Genomic DNA, 15,344 nt, shown 5'->3' on the forward strand with positions numbered 1-15,344 from the left:
ATGGATTTACAAACATGTTTAAAGAAGATGCAGCTGGTGGGAGTGCTTGCATTCGCAACGGTGGACAGTGAAGGAGCACCACAGATACGGAATATCAGTGCGATTCATTATGAGCCGGATGCACTCTATTTTTTCACCGCCAGAGGTAAAAATTTTTGTAAAGAATTAATGGAAGATGGCAGGGTTCAGGTTCTTGCTTATACAAAATACAAAGAAATGATTCGTTTGTCAGGAAAGGCTTACGCAGTGGCAGAGAATGAACAGAAAAAATGGATGGATATCATTTTTGAAGAACAGCCATATCTTGCAAATGTATATCCGGGGTATACAAGAGAAATCGGTATTATTTTCTGCATTGATAAGGCGGAAGTGGAATATTTTAACCTTGGAGTGAATCCGATTTTCCGGGAGACATATATTCTTGGAAATGTAAGTGTAAAAGAAAAGGGATATTACATAACAGAATCCTGTATCGGCTGCGGGACATGTATGAAACATTGTCCACAGAAATGTATTGAGAAGGGAACATCTTTTGTCATCCGACAGAATCACTGTCTGCACTGTGGAAACTGTTATGAACACTGTCCGGTGAAAGCGGTGATCAGGAAATGAATCAGGATGACAGAAGAAAATATTTAATTGAAGGATTGTTGAAAGAGCGACCAGAATATGAGAATATGCAGATCCCTTCAGATGCAGGCGAGCAGAAAATGCTGCTTCGGTCACTTATGAATATAAGAATGCCGAGAAAAATGGACCACGCATTTTTGCAGATTCAGGATGCGTACCTTTCAGAAGAAAATGAGAAGAAAGGGATTGTCACATTGGAAGATATCAGGGAGGTACAACCTGATCTTTCTATCTGGAAGGGCGATATTACAAGACTTAAGGTGGGAGCAATCGTAAATGCAGCCAACAGTGGTATGACAGGCTGCTATCAGCCTTGTCATAACTGTATTGATAATTGCATTCATACCTATGCAGGAATTCAGCTGCGAAATTATTGCAATGATATGATGATAAAACAGAGACATGAAGAACCGACAGGGCATGCAAAGATCACCCCGGCGTTTAATTTGCCCTGTGATCATGTGATTCATACAGTTGGTCCGATCGTACAGGGAAGGCTGACAAAGGGACATGAACGTTTACTGATATCCTGCTATGAATCGTGTCTTAGGATAGCAGATGAGAATGAGGTAAAGAGTATTGCTTTTTGTTGTATTTCAACTGGTGTATTCATGTTTCCAAATAAAAGAGCTGCTGAACTTGCAGTACAGACAGTAAAGCAATATAAAGAAAAGACAAAATCAAAGATAAAGGTGATATTTAATGTTTTTAAAGAGGAAGATGAACGACTCTACAAACAGTTACTCGGATAAGATGTTACAGATAAAAGAAAAGATTCAAGAAGCAGATGCTATTATAATCGGAGCTGGTGCGGGATTTTCCACATCAGCCGGTTTTGTGTATAACGGTGAAAGATTTGAAAAATATTTTTCGGATTTCAGAAAGAAATATGGATTTTCCGATATGTATGCAGGAGGCTTCTATCCATACAAAACATTGGAAAAACACTGGGGATACTGGTGCAGATATATCTATATTAATCGATATATGTATGCGCCAAAACCGGTATATCAGAACTTGTATGATCTGGTGAAAGAGAAGGATTATTTTGTACTGACGACAAATGTGGATCATTGCTTCCAAAAAGCCGGCTTTGATAAAAACAGAATCTTTTATACACAGGGAGATTATGGTCTGTTTCAATGTAGTGAGCCTTGCCATAAGGAAACCTATGACAATGAAGAAATCATAAAGAAAATGGTGCTGAGTCAGGGATTTCAGATAAAAGACGGGGAAATGCAAAAACCGGAAGACGGAGAAATAAAGCTTACGATTCCGACGAGTCTGATTCCATATTGTCCGCACTGTGGTAAGCCAATGAGTATGAACTTAAGATCGGATCAGACATTTGTTGAAGATGAGGGATGGCACCAGGCAGCAGAACGGTACGAGCAATTTATACAGGATCATAAAAAGCAGAAAATAGTGTTCCTTGAACTTGGTGTAGGATATAATACTCCCGGGATTATAAAATATCCGTTCTGGCAGATGACAAACACATTTCCACAAGCATTTTATGTGTGTCTGAACCAGGGTGAAGCCTATGCACCGGAAGAAATAACGAGAAAATCTGTTTGCGTGAATGAAGATATCGGAGAAGTCCTGAAAGAACTGTAGACTTGTGATAAAGAACGGCTGTGAATGGAGCGAATAGTGACAAAGAGGGTGTGATAAAATGATAATACAAACAGGAATGAGAACAGATATACCTGCATTTTATTCAAAATGGTTTTTGAATCGGATAAAAGAAGGATATGTATGCGCGAGGAATCCCTATAATCCAAAACAGGTAACGAAATACAGCCTTTTACCGGAAGTTGTGGATCTGATTGCATTCTGCACGAAAAACCCTCTTCCAATGCTGCCGTTTCTTGATGAGTTAAAACCGTATGGTCAATACTGGTTTGTGACAATTACACCTTATGGAAGGGATATTGAGCCAAACGTTCCGGATAAAGAAACTGTGATGGAAGGTTTGAAAGAACTGTCTGATAACGTAGGTGTTGACAGTATGGGATGGAGATATGATCCGATTTTTATAGATAAAAAACATTCGGTGGAGTGGCATATATCTGAATTTGAAAAAATGGCTGAAATTCTTGCCGGATACACAAAGACATGTGTAATCAGCTTTATAGATATTTATAAAAAGGTGGAACGCAATTTTCCGGAAGCAAAATCAGTGCGGGCAGAAGACAGGGCTAGGATAGGAAAAGTATTTGTCAACATAGCGTCAAAGTACGGAATGGTTCTGAAGCCTTGTGCGGAAGGAGAAGAGCTTGCCAAATATGGTGCAGATTGCTCCGGATGTATGACTGTTCATACATTTGAGACAGCTCTCCATAGCAGACTGGAAGTTCCAAAGAGAAAGCAAAATCAGAGAAATGGGGAATGTGCATGTCTTTTGGGGACGGATATAGGTGCCTATGATACTTGCGGACATTTGTGTAAATACTGTTATGCGAATGTAAATCCGGTTTTGGTCAAAGAAAATATGAGAAAGCACAATCCTGATTCCCCATTTTTGATTGGTGGATATATGCAGGGTGATATTATTCGTGAGGCAATACAGAAAAGCTGGATTGACAGACAGATTCGATTGGATTTTTAGTAATTAGAGGACGTTTGGGAAAGAAAAATATAATGAGAAATGGGATGAGTGCACAAATAGTCAGATATGGTTCGGCAAATGATATTGATATTATGTTTTCAAACGGAATAAAAGTTATACATAAAAAATATTCGAATTTCTGCTCTGGAAGTGTGGCATGTAAATAAGTTTGGTAGAAAATTATAGAATATGCTATAGTTATAAAAGATAAATCAGAAAAGGCAGGAGGAACCACGCAATGAAAGACGAAAAATCTAAAATTATAGCAGTTGCCATTGAAAAAATGATTGGTTTTTATCAGGGGAATTTGAGAGATATCGAGCATTTCCTGAAAGTATGGGCATATGCAAAGACGATAGGGGAGCAGGAAAGTGTGGATGAAAACACACAGGAAGTTCTGGAACTTGCAGCAGTTGTGCATGACATATCCTGTCCACTTTGTCGTGAAAAATATGGGAACACGAATGGTAAAAATCAGGAACTTGAAAGTGAATCGCTGGTAAAGGAGTTCTTTGAAGGAATGCCTGTATCAGAACAGAAAGTCGAGCGCATTATATGGCTGGTCACACATCATCATACATACACTAATATAGATGGGATTGATTATCAGATTTTAATAGAGGCAGATTTTCTTGTAAATGCAAGTGAGAGTAATTTTCCAAAAGCGTCGATTGAAAATGCGAAATCCTGTATTTTTAAGACGGCAGTGGGATGTAGGTTGTTGGAATCCATATTTTTAAGAGAAGAATAATAAAAAAATAACGGATAACAGGAGAAGCGGCTGATCGAAACAGGATTGGCTGCTTTTTGGTTTGTAGTCATAGAAAACGGATTGATTTCAAAAGTTGTTCTCAGTATAATGTAGAAAGAACAATGGAAAGAAAATAAATTTGGAGTAGTATTTATGACACAATCAAAACAAGATGAACTTTACAAAGCACTGCAGCAGAAAGGTTACCCGGACAGCCTCTGCCGGGAAATCGCATATAAACAGATGAATACAGATTACACAGCAACAAGAATGCTTGGATATCTGTACCGGATATCGGATCCGAGACCGGAAGACGTGGTGGATGAGATGCTGGCAATTCTAAGCGACCGGAACGCAATTATCCAGAAAAAAGAATTGGAACATGCGCAGACAACGATCAATAAGGTGTATCGCGAAGGTCTGTAAAAGGTGATCAGATTAAATATACGGATGAAAACAGGGGAAAAGGAATGATGAACGTAATAGAAATCAAAGACTTTAATGCGCCGGAATTGGATATTTATGCCAGGTGCACAGAAGCACGGCTTCTGAATAAAGATCACCCAGAAGAGGGAATGTTCATTGCAGAAAGTCCGAAGGTGATCGGCAGAGCGTTGGATGCAGGTTATGAGCCATTGTCTGTTCTTGTTGAAAAGAAGCAGATGGAAGAGAATGAAGAAACAAGCCAGATTATGAACAGATTTGATGATACGAAAGTATCGATTTTTACAGCGGATTTTGAGGTGCTGACTAAATTGACAGGCTTCAAACTGACCAGAGGAATGCTTTGTGCAATGAGACGGAAACCGCTTCGAAAATTTCAGGATCTGTGTGATGGGATAAACAGAATCGCGATTCTTGAAAATGTGCAGAATCCGACAAATGTAGGAGCAATTTTCCGGTCTGCAGCGGCTCTTAATATGGAGGCGGTACTTCTGAGTCCGGGATGCAGTGATCCGCTTTACAGACGGGCTTCCAGGGTGAGTATGGGAACCGTATTTCAGATTCCGTGGACATTTATCCGGGATAGCAATGAAATGCGGTGCAAGCGGGAAGTAATCTGGCCAAAACAGGTGATTGCAGAATTGAAAAAGCTTGGCTATAAGACGGCAGCACTTGCGCTGACTGATGATTCGGTCAGCATCGATGATCCGGAACTGATGAAGGAAGAAAAGTTGGCAGTTATTCTTGGAAATGAAGGTGAAGGACTGGAAAACGAGACAATAGCGCTATGTGATTATACGGTTAAAATTCCGATGACACATGGCGTTGATTCGCTGAATGTGGCAGCGGCGAGTGCGGTGGCATTCTGGCAGCTTGGGAAAATAAAGGTGTAATTATTCAGTACATTTAAGATGAAATGAAGGAGAAGAACGATGATCCCAACAATTGATATGAAGGCAACAGGAATCAGATTGAAAAGAATTATGAAGATGCATGGTTTTTCTGTGAAAGATGTGCAGCAGTATTTGGGACTCGGAAGTGTTCAGAGCGTTTACCACTGGTTGAATGGAAGCAGTCTTCCTACGATTGACAATTTATATGCACTCAGCGAATTATTTCAGCTGCCGGTAGATGAGCTGCTGTGTGGTAATAGAAAATTTATTGAATCGGATAAGAAATTCTTACAGCGCAGACATTTGCATGCATATTATGACAGACTTAGTGAAAGAAAAGTAGCATAACAGAGTGCTATTATACTACAAGTTCAATGACAAATGAGGAATCCTTCGGTAAAATTATTTCTATCAGAAGTTGGAAATGATTTTACAGGAGGATTTTTTTATGAGTGAGAAGATGTTAGTTACACAGGCACTGGATGAAAGAGATCTGTTAGTAAAGAAAATTACGGATAAAATTGCAAAGGCAAGCTTTGTAGATACGATTAAGCTGAATGAAGATAAAGTGTTTGCAAAAAGGATCGAGAAGACAGAATATGTAAAGGAAGCAGAGGCCGCATATCAGCAGATTGGAGATCTGATAGAACGTTTTCAGAAGATTGATGCAGCAATCGTAGAGTCGAATGCTAAGACAAAAATCAAGACATCTTATGGAACATTTACCGTTGCAGGAGCTATTTCTCTCAGAAGCAGACTTAGAGGTATAGATTCCTATGAAGGAGAAGCAGATTTTGAAGGGAAACTTCGAGAAAAGCTGAGTGATGAATATAATGAGCGAGTACGGTTTTGTGATATGAAGAACAGTCAGCTTCAGGCAACGGCGGAGAATATGCGTTTAAGTATTCTTGGGCGTGACACGAAAGTAAAAGATGACAAGCCGCTTGGTGTAGTTGATGCTTATGTCAAGGAAAATACAACAGAACTTATAGATCCTTTGGATGTAAAGAAAAAGCTGGAAGCATTGGATGAAAAACGGAATATTCTTTTGAAAGAACTGGATACACAGATTAAAGTGTCAAATGCAACTACATTTATAGAAATTGCCTGATGTATCATTGCCTGTATTGCGAAAATCCCGAACTTGGTTTCCCTGTAACAGGGTTAGGTTACAAGAAGGTAATACCGGTTTTGATTAACTGGATGCTCAGTAAAAAGTGGCGCAGTTGGTAGCGTACATGATTGCTAATCATGATGTCGCGGGTTCAAATCCTGCCTTTAAAGAGCTGATATTGGATGGTATATACATCTACAAACGTTAATCATTTTAGGTTTTGTTTGAATGTTTAATCATGAAGTGTTAACTATTTTGTTCTTAAATGGTTTTGTGTAAATAGAAAACTTTCATTTAGGCATAACAATGTGCTGAAATCCATGAAGCAGGTTAAGGTGTTAAACCAATTGACCAGGGATAATCCGCATGGCTGCAATGCAGGCATGTAGAGATAGAAGTCGCAGCGTAAAAGCTGCGGCTTTATTAGAAAATGAATAGAGAGAGTAGATTTATGAATGGGAGAAAAGGAAAATCAGTGAATAATATTTGGAAAAAAGAAGATTTTCAAATATGTGGGCTTGGTAAAAAAAGTAAGTTTGCAGCTAAAATAAAACATTTTAAAAGGTGTATGTATTGGAGTTGGCAGCGTGTCATAAGAGGATATGCGGAATGTGATAAATGGAATATGTATGTACATTTGCAAAATCTTATTCCAGAAATGTTACAGGATTTGCGAGATAACCGGATGGGATCACCAGGATATCTTGGAGAAAATTATACAAACAAAGAAGGAATTCTGGTAAATGATACTTGCCATGCAGAATGGAATAAAATTCTGGATCATATGATTTTTCTTTGGCGAGAGTCTAATGAAGAAACATGCAAGAGAAAGAACCCATATGATGAAGAGTATGGTAAAGCGTATAAAGAATTTGTGAAGAGATACGGTTTATTTGGAGAAAAATTGCAGACAGAAGAAGAATTGAAAGAAAGTCAGAAACATGGAAGCAGAACAATGCATTTTATGGATGAGATATCGGAATTTAAAGAAATATCGGAAAAATATTTTGCTGAAGATAAAGAATTGGAAAAGTATAGAGAACAGTGCAAAAATGAAGCGATGGATTTGCTGAAGGAACACTTTTTTGCACTTTGGGACTAAAAAATGAATTATCGAGGAAGTTATAGATAGTTTTAGGTTAAGTAAGGGAAAAAATTGCTATAGAAAAAATGTAGAATTTAAAGCAGAAAAGAGTTGTTTGTCCGCCGCACTAACTAAGTAGTACGGCGTTTCAAACTTATAAAAAATCCTGACAAGATACCAGCAAATCAATCTTCTTCCACTGTGTTTCTTCATCAATACAGTTTCCTTCTTCGACAGAAGCAAATCCGCACTGTGGCGAAAGTGCAATCTGATCACCGACAACCAGACGTGCTTCGGTGTAGCGTTTTTTCAGAAGATCATGATCTTCCAGAACTGGATTCTTGGTAGAAATCAGACCGGCAACAAAGATCGCATCCTTGTCTTTTAAAACACTCCATGGATCAAAAGAACCGGAGCGGGCATCATCATATTCTACAAAAAATGCATTATACGGAATTTCAGTAATCACCGGTGCAACGGAATCATAAAAACCGTGGAAAAGAGGATTTCCTTTAAAGTTACCCTTGCAGAAATGAGTTGCAATAAAGAAATCTTCTGGTTTGTTTTCCAGAGCTTTGGTTGATACCAGCTGGAACCAGCTTAAAATCTGTTCCTGTGTATACCCGAGAGCTGTTACTTTCTTTAAGAAGTTCTCATCAATGAGATAAGTCCAGGACGTATCGTCAATCTGCAGATAACGACAGCCGTGGACATAAAAATCCTGAATGGCATCCTGATAAGCTTTGGCAATATCATCGATCAAAGCATTGATATCGGTTCCGTAGTAAGGAGTTTCTTTGTTACCAAGCTGAAGAAAATGATCGATCAGGATCATATTTGGTCCGGAAATACATTTTTTTGCGGTAATGCCATCATACTTCTGTGCAAGTGAGTGGAGATAGTCCCAGGCGCGAAGTTCAGGGTGTGCTTTGTTTTTGTCGTAGAAGAATTTACCGGTTACTGTTCCGAGTTCAATTTCATTGAGGGTTCCGTTGATCTCTTTTGTAAAATGAATGGTATCAAATCCGTCAAATTCTTTTAACCAGTCCAAATGCCACCATCTGCGGCGGAATTCTCCATCTGTAACATATTTCAAGCCGTGAGAAACTTCTTTCTCTACCAGATCAGCAATTGTCTGATCTTCGATCTTTGTCAGGTCTTCTCTGGAAAGAGTACCTTCTTTGTAGGCTTTACGTGCTTCTTTAATTTCGGCAGGTCTGAGAAATGAACCTACGATGTCATATGTGAGATTTATCATAATAAAATTCCTCCCTGATATTGTACAAGTTGTGTTTGATTTATCTGTATTATGTCAAAAAATAGTGTGTTTGTATAATACGAAAAAAGTAGTGTTTGATATAGCTTTAAACTATGGATACCTGGTTGCTATTAAAATCAAATGCCAAATTGACTTTATTTAACCAGTATAGTACAATAAACATATACCCCTTATAGTATGGAGGAACTTAATATGAAGCAATGTATGGATGCAGATAATTTACATCGTCGTTTAAAAAAAATAATTGGTCAGGTACAGGCAATTGATCGCATGGTTGACGAGGATGTTCCATGTGAAGATATTCTTTCTCAGATTAATGCTGCTAAATCAGCTCTTCATGGGTGTGGAAAGGTTGTTTTAGAGGGACATATCAAACATTGTGTCAGAGATGGTATTGAGCATGGTGATGCGGATAAAACAATTGAACAATTTACAAAAGCGGTAGAACGATTTTCAAATATGAAATAATTGTCAGATACAAGTAAAAAAGTGGATGAGCCAGAAAATTTTCAGATGATCCCGGGAAGAGGCGTGTGTGCAGAGATAGAGGGAAAAAGGGTGCTTGCGGGTAATACGGAGTTATTAACAGCGTATCATGTGGAGATACCGGCTCTGGAAGATACGAAAGACTATATCAGACAGGGATGTACCATCATTTATGTATCTGTAAATAATACTTTTGCCGGTTTTCTTGCATTATCAGACACTGTACGCAAGGAAAGTGAAAACATGATAGATGAACTTTTAAAACTTGGTATATGTCCAGTCCTTTTGACCGGAGATCATGAAAATGCTGCAAATACGATAGCGTCTTTACTACATATTGAAGATGTAAAAGCAAACTGTATGCCAGAGAATAAGCTTGCATACATTGAACAATATCAAAAAAACGGAATGCCAGTATGCATGATTGGCGATGGTGTCAATGATGCTCCGGCATTAAAAAAAGCTGATGTTGGAATTGCTATGGGTGGTGTTGGAAGCGATATAGCAGTAGATGCTGCTGACATAGCATTAGTGGATGATGAGGTGAAAGAACTGCCACATCTGGTAGCATTGTCCAAGCATATGATGGTTACGATCAAACTGAATATGACTTTTTCAATGACTCTGAATTTCATAGCAATTACATTGGCAATTTTGGGAATCTTAAATCCTGTTGTTGGCGCACTCGTGCATAATGCGGGTTCAATATTTGTGATTATAAATTCAGCATTCTTATTAAAATGGGGGAGTAAAAAATAATGACAGTTAAGGTTATTGGTTTGATTATTGGAATTCTTATTTCATGTTTTGGTATTTATTATTTAGTAAAAGAAAAAAATGATTCAGAATCAAAAAAGATATATTCAATTGCTAGTGCACTTGGAATAATAATTTTCACTATATGTTTGGTTCTTTTGATTTTGTAAAAAAGATAATTTTTAGGAATAGTAACAGCGTGGGAATTCATAAAACTGAATATCCACGCTGTTATTCTGCTTACAATTCAAGTGAATCTTCTGCATCTACCCACATCTGCAAATTTCCAGCAAGATATAATCTCGCACATTCAAGTGGTTCATCGACTGCAAGTGAGGTCAATGCATAATCTGATCCGGGTGTGGTTTTTAAATTCTTTTCAGCTTTCCAGCAGTCAATGCGAAGCATGTAACCTGCGCTGGTATAAACATCAATACTATTGAGTTATGGATTGTATTCTGCAAATATCGTTCTCATCGTATCGAATCTCCTTATCATTCAATCATCAGTTACAAAAATCAGAAGCATTTCAATCAGTTCACCTTGTCACCTTTATTTTGTGTTATACTGTTTTATAGATTTTTCTTGCCCTTGTATTTGTCCTTATCAGAGTTCGTAAACAATGGTGGGACGATATAACACAAGGGAAACAATAAGGGAAAGCTCACCTGCGATAAATCCAGTGTTTTCAAGGACTTGCGGAGAATTTAATAACAAAATATAACAGTTATTTAAATTTCTTAAAACAGGTGAAATCTCAATCGGGATTTGTGTGGGGGTAATTATGAATATAGAATTTGAGGAATTAACACACCAGAATTTTTCGGATGCTTGTAATATTGATAGAGACGATATACCCGAGGGTTTTGTTGATACGGCTTCAACTATAATGAATCTTACGGATTACGGTGTTAATCATCATTGTATTGGGCATACCTTCGTTGTAAAGTATCATGAAAAGCCGATAGGGCTCATTCTTTTGGGAGAGGCAATTCCCTGGAAAACAGATCCGCCGGAAATGAGTAACGAGCCTTTTTACCGTTTGATGGGATTTGTAGTTGATAAAGAATTTCGTGGTTGTGGGATTGGCGGAGAAATATTGGAACAGACGATACAGCTTGTTTATCGTGACTTTGGCAAACGTCCCATTGCGTTAGGATGCCATAAGGATAATATTCAGGCAGAACGTTTTTATTTACGGCATGGGTTTCGAAAAACAGCTGTTATGGAAGGAAACGACTACTATTATTTAAGATATACGAATGGATAACAATCAAAAGTTGTGGAGGATATGCACATGGCAAGACCCATCAAGAAAAAAGCAATGATTCAAACGGAACGGCTCACGTTAAAGCCGTATTCTGCGCAGGATGCCGATGAACTGCTGGACATTCTTACAATGCCGGAAGTTACAGACACCTTTATGGTACCGAAAATGGAATCTCGGCGTTGTCTGGAAGAATTGGTACAGAAGTTGATCTCTTTCAGCCAGGTGGAAGATGATAAACATCTGGAATATGGCATTTATTTGAATGGAAAAATCATTGGCTTTATCAATGACTGTGGAATTGAAGATGATGAGATAGAAATCGGATATGTTGTCCACCCACGCTACCAGGGGTGTGGGTATGCAACAGAAGCGGTGCATGCAGTGATTACAGAGTTACGTGAAATGGGATTCCGAAAGATTACCGCAGGCTATTTTGCGGAGAATACTGCGAGCCTTCGCGTGATGGAAAAGTACGGGATGCGGCAGACGGACGAAACCGAGGAAGAAGAATATCACGGGAGAAAACACATCTGCAAGTATTGCGAACTTTGTTTTTGACAAATTCAAGTTTGCTGAAGAAAACAAAAATCACTCATGTCCTTTGTCATACAGTTTCTGTATATTTTCTGGAAGTTTGTTAGGCAACATGGCATTTATAGTATCTTCGTTACCATCTTTCATTGCTGTTTCATAATACCAGCACTTAAATTTTAAGAGGGAAAGAGTTTTTTGAAGTTCCCGGATTTCAGTTTCAACAGCTGATTTTCTGGATTCAAATAATTCTTTCCTTTTTTCATAGCTGGAGCTGCCTTCAGATACCCAGATGAAAAATTGCTTTATATCTTTGATCTCAAGACCGGATTTCTTCAGACATTCAATAATACGAAGAGCTTCCAGTTCATTATCGCTGAAATAACGGATGTTTCCCTTACGTTCCAGATTAGGGAAAAAGCCTTCCTTGTCATAATATCTTAAGGTAGAAACAGGAATACCAAACATTGCAGAGACCTGACCGATTGTATACATAATAAACCTTCTTTCAAAAAGTGCTTGACCTAAAGTTAACTTCAGGTTATATGATATTTATATCATATACTATTGTTAGTGTATTTACAAGAAATTTTGCATATGGAAGGATGATAAATATGTTAAAAACAGAAGAATTAAAGCTGGTATCTGAATGGGATAAAACTTTTCCACAGAGTGAAAAAGTAGATCATCAGAAAGTAACATTTGTAAATCGTTATGGAATCACACTTGCTGCAGATCTGTATAAGCCGAAAAATACATCTGGGAAATATCCTGCGATTGCCGTAAGTGGACCATTTGGCGCAGTCAAAGAACAGTGTTCCGGATTATATGCGCAGACGATGACTGAAAAAGGATATCTTACCATTGCATTTGATCCTTCTTTTACGGGGGAAAGTGGAGGCAATCCAAGATACATGGCTTCACCGGATATTAATACAGAAGATTTTATGGCTGCTGTAGATTTCCTTTCTGTTCGAGAAGATGTGGATCGGGATAAAATAGGAATCATTGGAATCTGTGGATGGGGTGGAATGGCACTTAACGCAGCTGCATTGGATACAAGAATAAAGGTAACTGTTGCATCTACTATGTATGATATGACAAGGGTAAATGCGAATGGGTACTTTGATTCTGAGGACAGTGAAGAAGCACGTTATGCGAAGAAACAGTCGCTGAATACCCTTAGAACACAAGAATACCGTAAAGGCGAATATTCCAGAGGCGGTGGTTGTGTTCCTCTTCCGGTTCCGGAAGATGCGCCTTTCTTCGTTAAAGATTACAGTGAGTATTATAAAGGCAGATGTTATCATAAAAGGAGCCTGAATTCCAATGATGGCTGGAACAGTATTGGATGTATGTCATTTATGAATCAGCCAATATTAAAGTACAGTAATGAAATCAGAAATGCAGTTCTTATCGTTCACGGAGAAAAAGCGCACAGCTATTATTTTGGAAAAGATGCTTATGAGAATATGATCAAGGACAGCAAGTACACATCCAATAAAGAACTGCTAACAATTCCAGGGGCTGTTCATACAGATCTTTACGATAATCTGGATGTAATTCCATTTGATAAAATCCAGAAATTTTTTGAAGAAAATGGGGTTGGTTAGTCATGACATGTGAGGAATATTTGAGTAATATAAAGCCCGGATATACTGTAGATGGTGGAAGTGAAGAGCATCTGGTTATGCACGAGTTGTCTCAAAGAGCATTAAAAATAACAATGGAGCTGAATAACAAATATCATACAAAAGGAGAAATTTAATCATGGCAAAAAAAGTATTGATCATATCGACAAGTCTTCGAGGAGGAAGCAATTCTGATATACTCGCAAAAGAGTGTGCAAAGGGAGCAAAAGAAGCCGGGCATGATGTGGAACTTCTTTCTTTGAAAGGAAAAGATATAAAATATTGTATCGGTTGTCTTTCCTGCCAGAAGACTGGGATGTGTGTACTGAAGGATGATGTTGCTGATATTATGGCAAAGGTAAAGGATGCGGAGGTCATTGTCTATGCAACACCAATTTATTACTATGAGATGTGCGGTCAGATGAAAACACTTCTTGATAGATTGAATCCTTTATATTCGACAGATTATTCATTCAGAGATATTTATATGATTGCAACTGCCGCTGAAAATGATGAAAGTGCATTTGAAAAAGCCTATAATGGTCTGCAAGGCTGGGTAGACTGTTTTGAAAAGGCTTCCTTGAAAGGCATGATCGGTGGCGGTGGGATTAATGATGCAAATACAGCTGCAAGCCATGTAGATGTAATGAAGAAAGCATATGAACTTGGAAAAAAATTATAAGTTTGAAAAGAGTACCCAATGCCGGAGTTATGGCAGCAAATGGACTGGGGTATCCGGTATCCATCGAAGGTGCTGCAAAATATTGGCGAGAGGATATTCTTGTACAGCGAAGAATTTCTCCTGAAATCACGACAAGTACTGTGATTGCCTGGAGACGAAATATTCCATATTCTCTGGCAGTCAGTAAAATGATAGAAGAAATAAATGCTTTTCAGGCATAGAAGAGAATTCAATATAAGCATTAGACATAATAAAATAATTGGGTATAAAATAGATGTATAAGAGAAAATCAAATCTTATACATCTATTTTTATGCGAGAAATTCGCAAAGAAAGGGGCTTTTTATTATGAGTAAAAAATTAGTTGCATTTTTCAGCGCAAGCGGAACAACAAAAAAAGTAGCAGAGATGATTGCAGAGGAAGTAAAAGCTGATTTATTTGAGATTGAACCGAAAGTTCCATATACAAAAACTGATCTGAATTGGATGGATAAAAAATCCCGCAGCAGTGTGGAAATGAGTGATAAGAAATACAGACCGGAGATTATGAAAAAAGAGATGGATATGAGTTCTTATGACGAGATTCTTTTAGGATTCCCTAAAATGGAGTACAGTTTATAGTAGTGTATAGCGTGTACCAAGTTATAATTATGGGGTTGAAAATAACAGTATACACAGATAATGTGGAAAAATGTGTATGACGTTTATATAGAAAATAACATTGAAAAAGAAATTCAAGAATGGGTAAATTCATTAAATTTAAAATAGAATAATAATTACATGAGTGACAGAAGATAAGAATCTGAATTCCCTGTCACTTTTATATTATTTGATAAGAAAAAAGAACTGGTTTATATCCGATAAGAATATAGACTGGTTCTTATTTTTAATATGCTATTATATACACAGGGAGTCGGGGAATGTCGAACTATAGCAAGCCGGAAAAGAAAGCATTGATATCGGTATGAAAGAGTTTTGCAAGTGCAACTAATTCAGATGCCTTAATGTTCATGCGATTTGTTTCCAGTTTGGCATAGGTACTTTTGGTGATGGAGATACCCATAAGATTTAATTTTGCAACTACTTGGTCTTGAGTCATATTGTTTTTATATCGAATTGCTTGGATATTTTTACCAATATCCATATCTGGTCTAATCTTTTGCATAATGATGAACTCCCCTTA

Annotated in this window: 22 protein-coding genes, 1 tRNA gene and 2 pseudogenes; 21 read left to right on the forward strand and 4 right to left on the reverse strand. The window is 37.8% G+C overall.

What is annotated here, in order from left to right; genetic code table 11:
* The 11 genes from ACYQ5K_RS08770 (at position 1) to ACYQ5K_RS08820 (ending at position 7,545) form a co-directional block, all read left to right on the forward strand.
* Positions 1–612, forward strand: coding sequence for a 4Fe-4S binding protein (locus tag ACYQ5K_RS08770; RefSeq protein WP_173687919.1), 612 nt, complete (start codon positions 1–3; stop codon positions 610–612).
* Positions 609–1,382, forward strand: a complete 774-nt coding sequence (locus tag ACYQ5K_RS08775) for a protein-ADP-ribose hydrolase (protein WP_173687918.1) — start codon at positions 609–611, stop codon at positions 1,380–1,382. The genes ACYQ5K_RS08770 and ACYQ5K_RS08775 overlap by 4 nt, the downstream gene beginning before the upstream one ends.
* Positions 1,333–2,247: an SIR2 family NAD-dependent protein deacylase gene (locus ACYQ5K_RS08780; RefSeq protein ID WP_195230212.1), complete on the forward strand. Its 915-nt coding sequence runs from the start codon at positions 1,333–1,335 to the stop codon at positions 2,245–2,247. Before ACYQ5K_RS08775 ends, ACYQ5K_RS08780 begins: the two co-directional genes overlap by 50 nt.
* A gap of 58 nt (positions 2,248–2,305) precedes the next feature.
* Positions 2,306–3,241 (forward strand): DUF1848 domain-containing protein, encoded by a 936-nt coding sequence (locus tag ACYQ5K_RS08785; protein WP_195230213.1) that lies wholly within the window; start codon positions 2,306–2,308, stop codon positions 3,239–3,241.
* Positions 3,242–3,479: 238 nt separating this feature from the next.
* Entirely contained in the window at positions 3,480–3,992 is a 513-nt protein-coding gene (locus tag ACYQ5K_RS08790; RefSeq protein WP_459777463.1) for an HD domain-containing protein, read from the forward strand.
* Positions 3,993–4,145: 153 nt separating this feature from the next.
* Positions 4,146–4,418, forward strand: a complete 273-nt coding sequence (locus ACYQ5K_RS08795; RefSeq protein ID WP_173687914.1) for a hypothetical protein — start codon at positions 4,146–4,148, stop codon at positions 4,416–4,418.
* A 44-nt stretch (positions 4,419–4,462) separates the two neighbouring features.
* Positions 4,463–5,329, forward strand: a complete 867-nt coding sequence (locus ACYQ5K_RS08800; protein ID WP_173687913.1) for a TrmH family RNA methyltransferase — start codon at positions 4,463–4,465, stop codon at positions 5,327–5,329.
* Positions 5,330–5,368: 39 nt separating this feature from the next.
* Positions 5,369–5,677 (forward strand): helix-turn-helix domain-containing protein, encoded by a 309-nt coding sequence (locus tag ACYQ5K_RS08805; RefSeq protein WP_173687912.1) that lies wholly within the window; start codon positions 5,369–5,371, stop codon positions 5,675–5,677.
* A 100-nt stretch (positions 5,678–5,777) separates the two neighbouring features.
* Positions 5,778–6,440, forward strand: coding sequence for a hypothetical protein (locus ACYQ5K_RS08810; protein ID WP_173687911.1), 663 nt, complete (start codon positions 5,778–5,780; stop codon positions 6,438–6,440).
* A 100-nt stretch (positions 6,441–6,540) separates the two neighbouring features.
* Positions 6,541–6,611, forward strand: a tRNA-Ser gene (locus ACYQ5K_RS08815).
* 517 nt (positions 6,612–7,128) lie between these two features.
* Positions 7,129–7,545, forward strand: a complete 417-nt coding sequence (locus ACYQ5K_RS08820) for a hypothetical protein (protein ID WP_243868758.1) — start codon at positions 7,129–7,131, stop codon at positions 7,543–7,545.
* A 136-nt stretch (positions 7,546–7,681) separates the two neighbouring features.
* On the opposite strand, the gene ACYQ5K_RS08825 is transcribed toward ACYQ5K_RS08820, so the two are convergent.
* Positions 7,682–8,785: a uroporphyrinogen decarboxylase/cobalamine-independent methonine synthase family protein gene (locus ACYQ5K_RS08825; protein ID WP_173687910.1), complete on the reverse strand. Its 1,104-nt coding sequence runs from the start codon at positions 8,783–8,785 to the stop codon at positions 7,682–7,684.
* Between the two features lie 213 nt (positions 8,786–8,998).
* Between ACYQ5K_RS08825 and ACYQ5K_RS08830 the strand changes: the two genes are divergently transcribed.
* The 3 genes from ACYQ5K_RS08830 (at position 8,999) to ACYQ5K_RS08840 (ending at position 10,218) form a co-directional block, all read left to right on the forward strand.
* On the forward strand, positions 8,999–9,274 hold the full coding sequence (locus ACYQ5K_RS08830; protein WP_173687909.1) for a metal-sensing transcriptional repressor: 276 nt from the start codon (positions 8,999–9,001) through the stop codon (positions 9,272–9,274).
* Between the two features lie 63 nt (positions 9,275–9,337).
* Positions 9,338–10,051: an HAD-IC family P-type ATPase gene (locus ACYQ5K_RS08835; RefSeq protein WP_330585969.1), complete on the forward strand. Its 714-nt coding sequence runs from the start codon at positions 9,338–9,340 to the stop codon at positions 10,049–10,051.
* Entirely contained in the window at positions 10,051–10,218 is a 168-nt protein-coding gene (locus ACYQ5K_RS08840; protein WP_019162966.1) for a hypothetical protein, read from the forward strand. Before ACYQ5K_RS08835 ends, ACYQ5K_RS08840 begins: the two co-directional genes overlap by 1 nt.
* 70 nt (positions 10,219–10,288) lie before the next feature.
* On the opposite strand, the gene ACYQ5K_RS08845 is transcribed toward ACYQ5K_RS08840, so the two are convergent.
* On the reverse strand, positions 10,289–10,483 hold the full coding sequence (locus tag ACYQ5K_RS08845) for a DUF6061 family protein (RefSeq protein ID WP_330585980.1): 195 nt from the start codon (positions 10,481–10,483) through the stop codon (positions 10,289–10,291).
* A 349-nt stretch (positions 10,484–10,832) separates the two neighbouring features.
* Between ACYQ5K_RS08845 and ACYQ5K_RS08850 the strand changes: the two genes are divergently transcribed.
* The gene (locus ACYQ5K_RS08850; RefSeq protein ID WP_173687908.1) at positions 10,833–11,318 is read left to right on the forward strand and encodes a GNAT family N-acetyltransferase; all 486 of its coding nucleotides are present in this window, start codon (positions 10,833–10,835) and stop codon (positions 11,316–11,318) included.
* A gap of 27 nt (positions 11,319–11,345) precedes the next feature.
* A complete protein-coding gene (locus ACYQ5K_RS08855; RefSeq protein WP_173687907.1) occupies positions 11,346–11,876 on the forward strand; it encodes a GNAT family N-acetyltransferase in 531 nt (176 codons plus the stop codon).
* A gap of 30 nt (positions 11,877–11,906) precedes the next feature.
* Here ACYQ5K_RS08855 and ACYQ5K_RS08860 read toward each other — a convergent pair whose 3' ends face one another.
* Entirely contained in the window at positions 11,907–12,344 is a 438-nt protein-coding gene (locus ACYQ5K_RS08860) for a MerR family transcriptional regulator (protein ID WP_195230217.1), read from the reverse strand.
* A gap of 119 nt (positions 12,345–12,463) precedes the next feature.
* Between ACYQ5K_RS08860 and ACYQ5K_RS08865 the strand changes: the two genes are divergently transcribed.
* The 5 genes and pseudogenes from ACYQ5K_RS08865 to ACYQ5K_RS08885 form a co-directional block, all read left to right on the forward strand.
* On the forward strand, positions 12,464–13,462 hold the full coding sequence (locus tag ACYQ5K_RS08865) for an alpha/beta hydrolase (protein ID WP_173687905.1): 999 nt from the start codon (positions 12,464–12,466) through the stop codon (positions 13,460–13,462).
* Positions 13,463–13,482: 20 nt separating this feature from the next.
* Positions 13,483–13,617, forward strand: coding sequence for a hypothetical protein (locus tag ACYQ5K_RS08870; protein WP_274597642.1), 135 nt, complete (start codon positions 13,483–13,485; stop codon positions 13,615–13,617).
* A gap of 2 nt (positions 13,618–13,619) precedes the next feature.
* Positions 13,620–14,162, forward strand: a complete 543-nt coding sequence (locus ACYQ5K_RS08875; RefSeq protein WP_173687904.1) for a flavodoxin family protein — start codon at positions 13,620–13,622, stop codon at positions 14,160–14,162.
* A gap of 17 nt (positions 14,163–14,179) precedes the next feature.
* Positions 14,180–14,383 (forward strand): annotated as a pseudogene (locus ACYQ5K_RS08880) (hypothetical protein); the annotation flags it as partial.
* 126 nt (positions 14,384–14,509) lie between these two features.
* Positions 14,510–14,761, forward strand: a pseudogene (locus ACYQ5K_RS08885) (flavodoxin); the annotation flags it as partial.
* 328 nt (positions 14,762–15,089) lie between these two features.
* On the opposite strand, the gene ACYQ5K_RS08890 reads toward ACYQ5K_RS08885, so the two are convergent.
* On the reverse strand, positions 15,090–15,326 hold the full coding sequence (locus ACYQ5K_RS08890) for a helix-turn-helix domain-containing protein (protein WP_005341369.1): 237 nt from the start codon (positions 15,324–15,326) through the stop codon (positions 15,090–15,092).
* Positions 15,327–15,344: the final 18 nt, after the last annotated feature.

Source organism: Allocoprococcus similis (assembly GCF_054660775.1).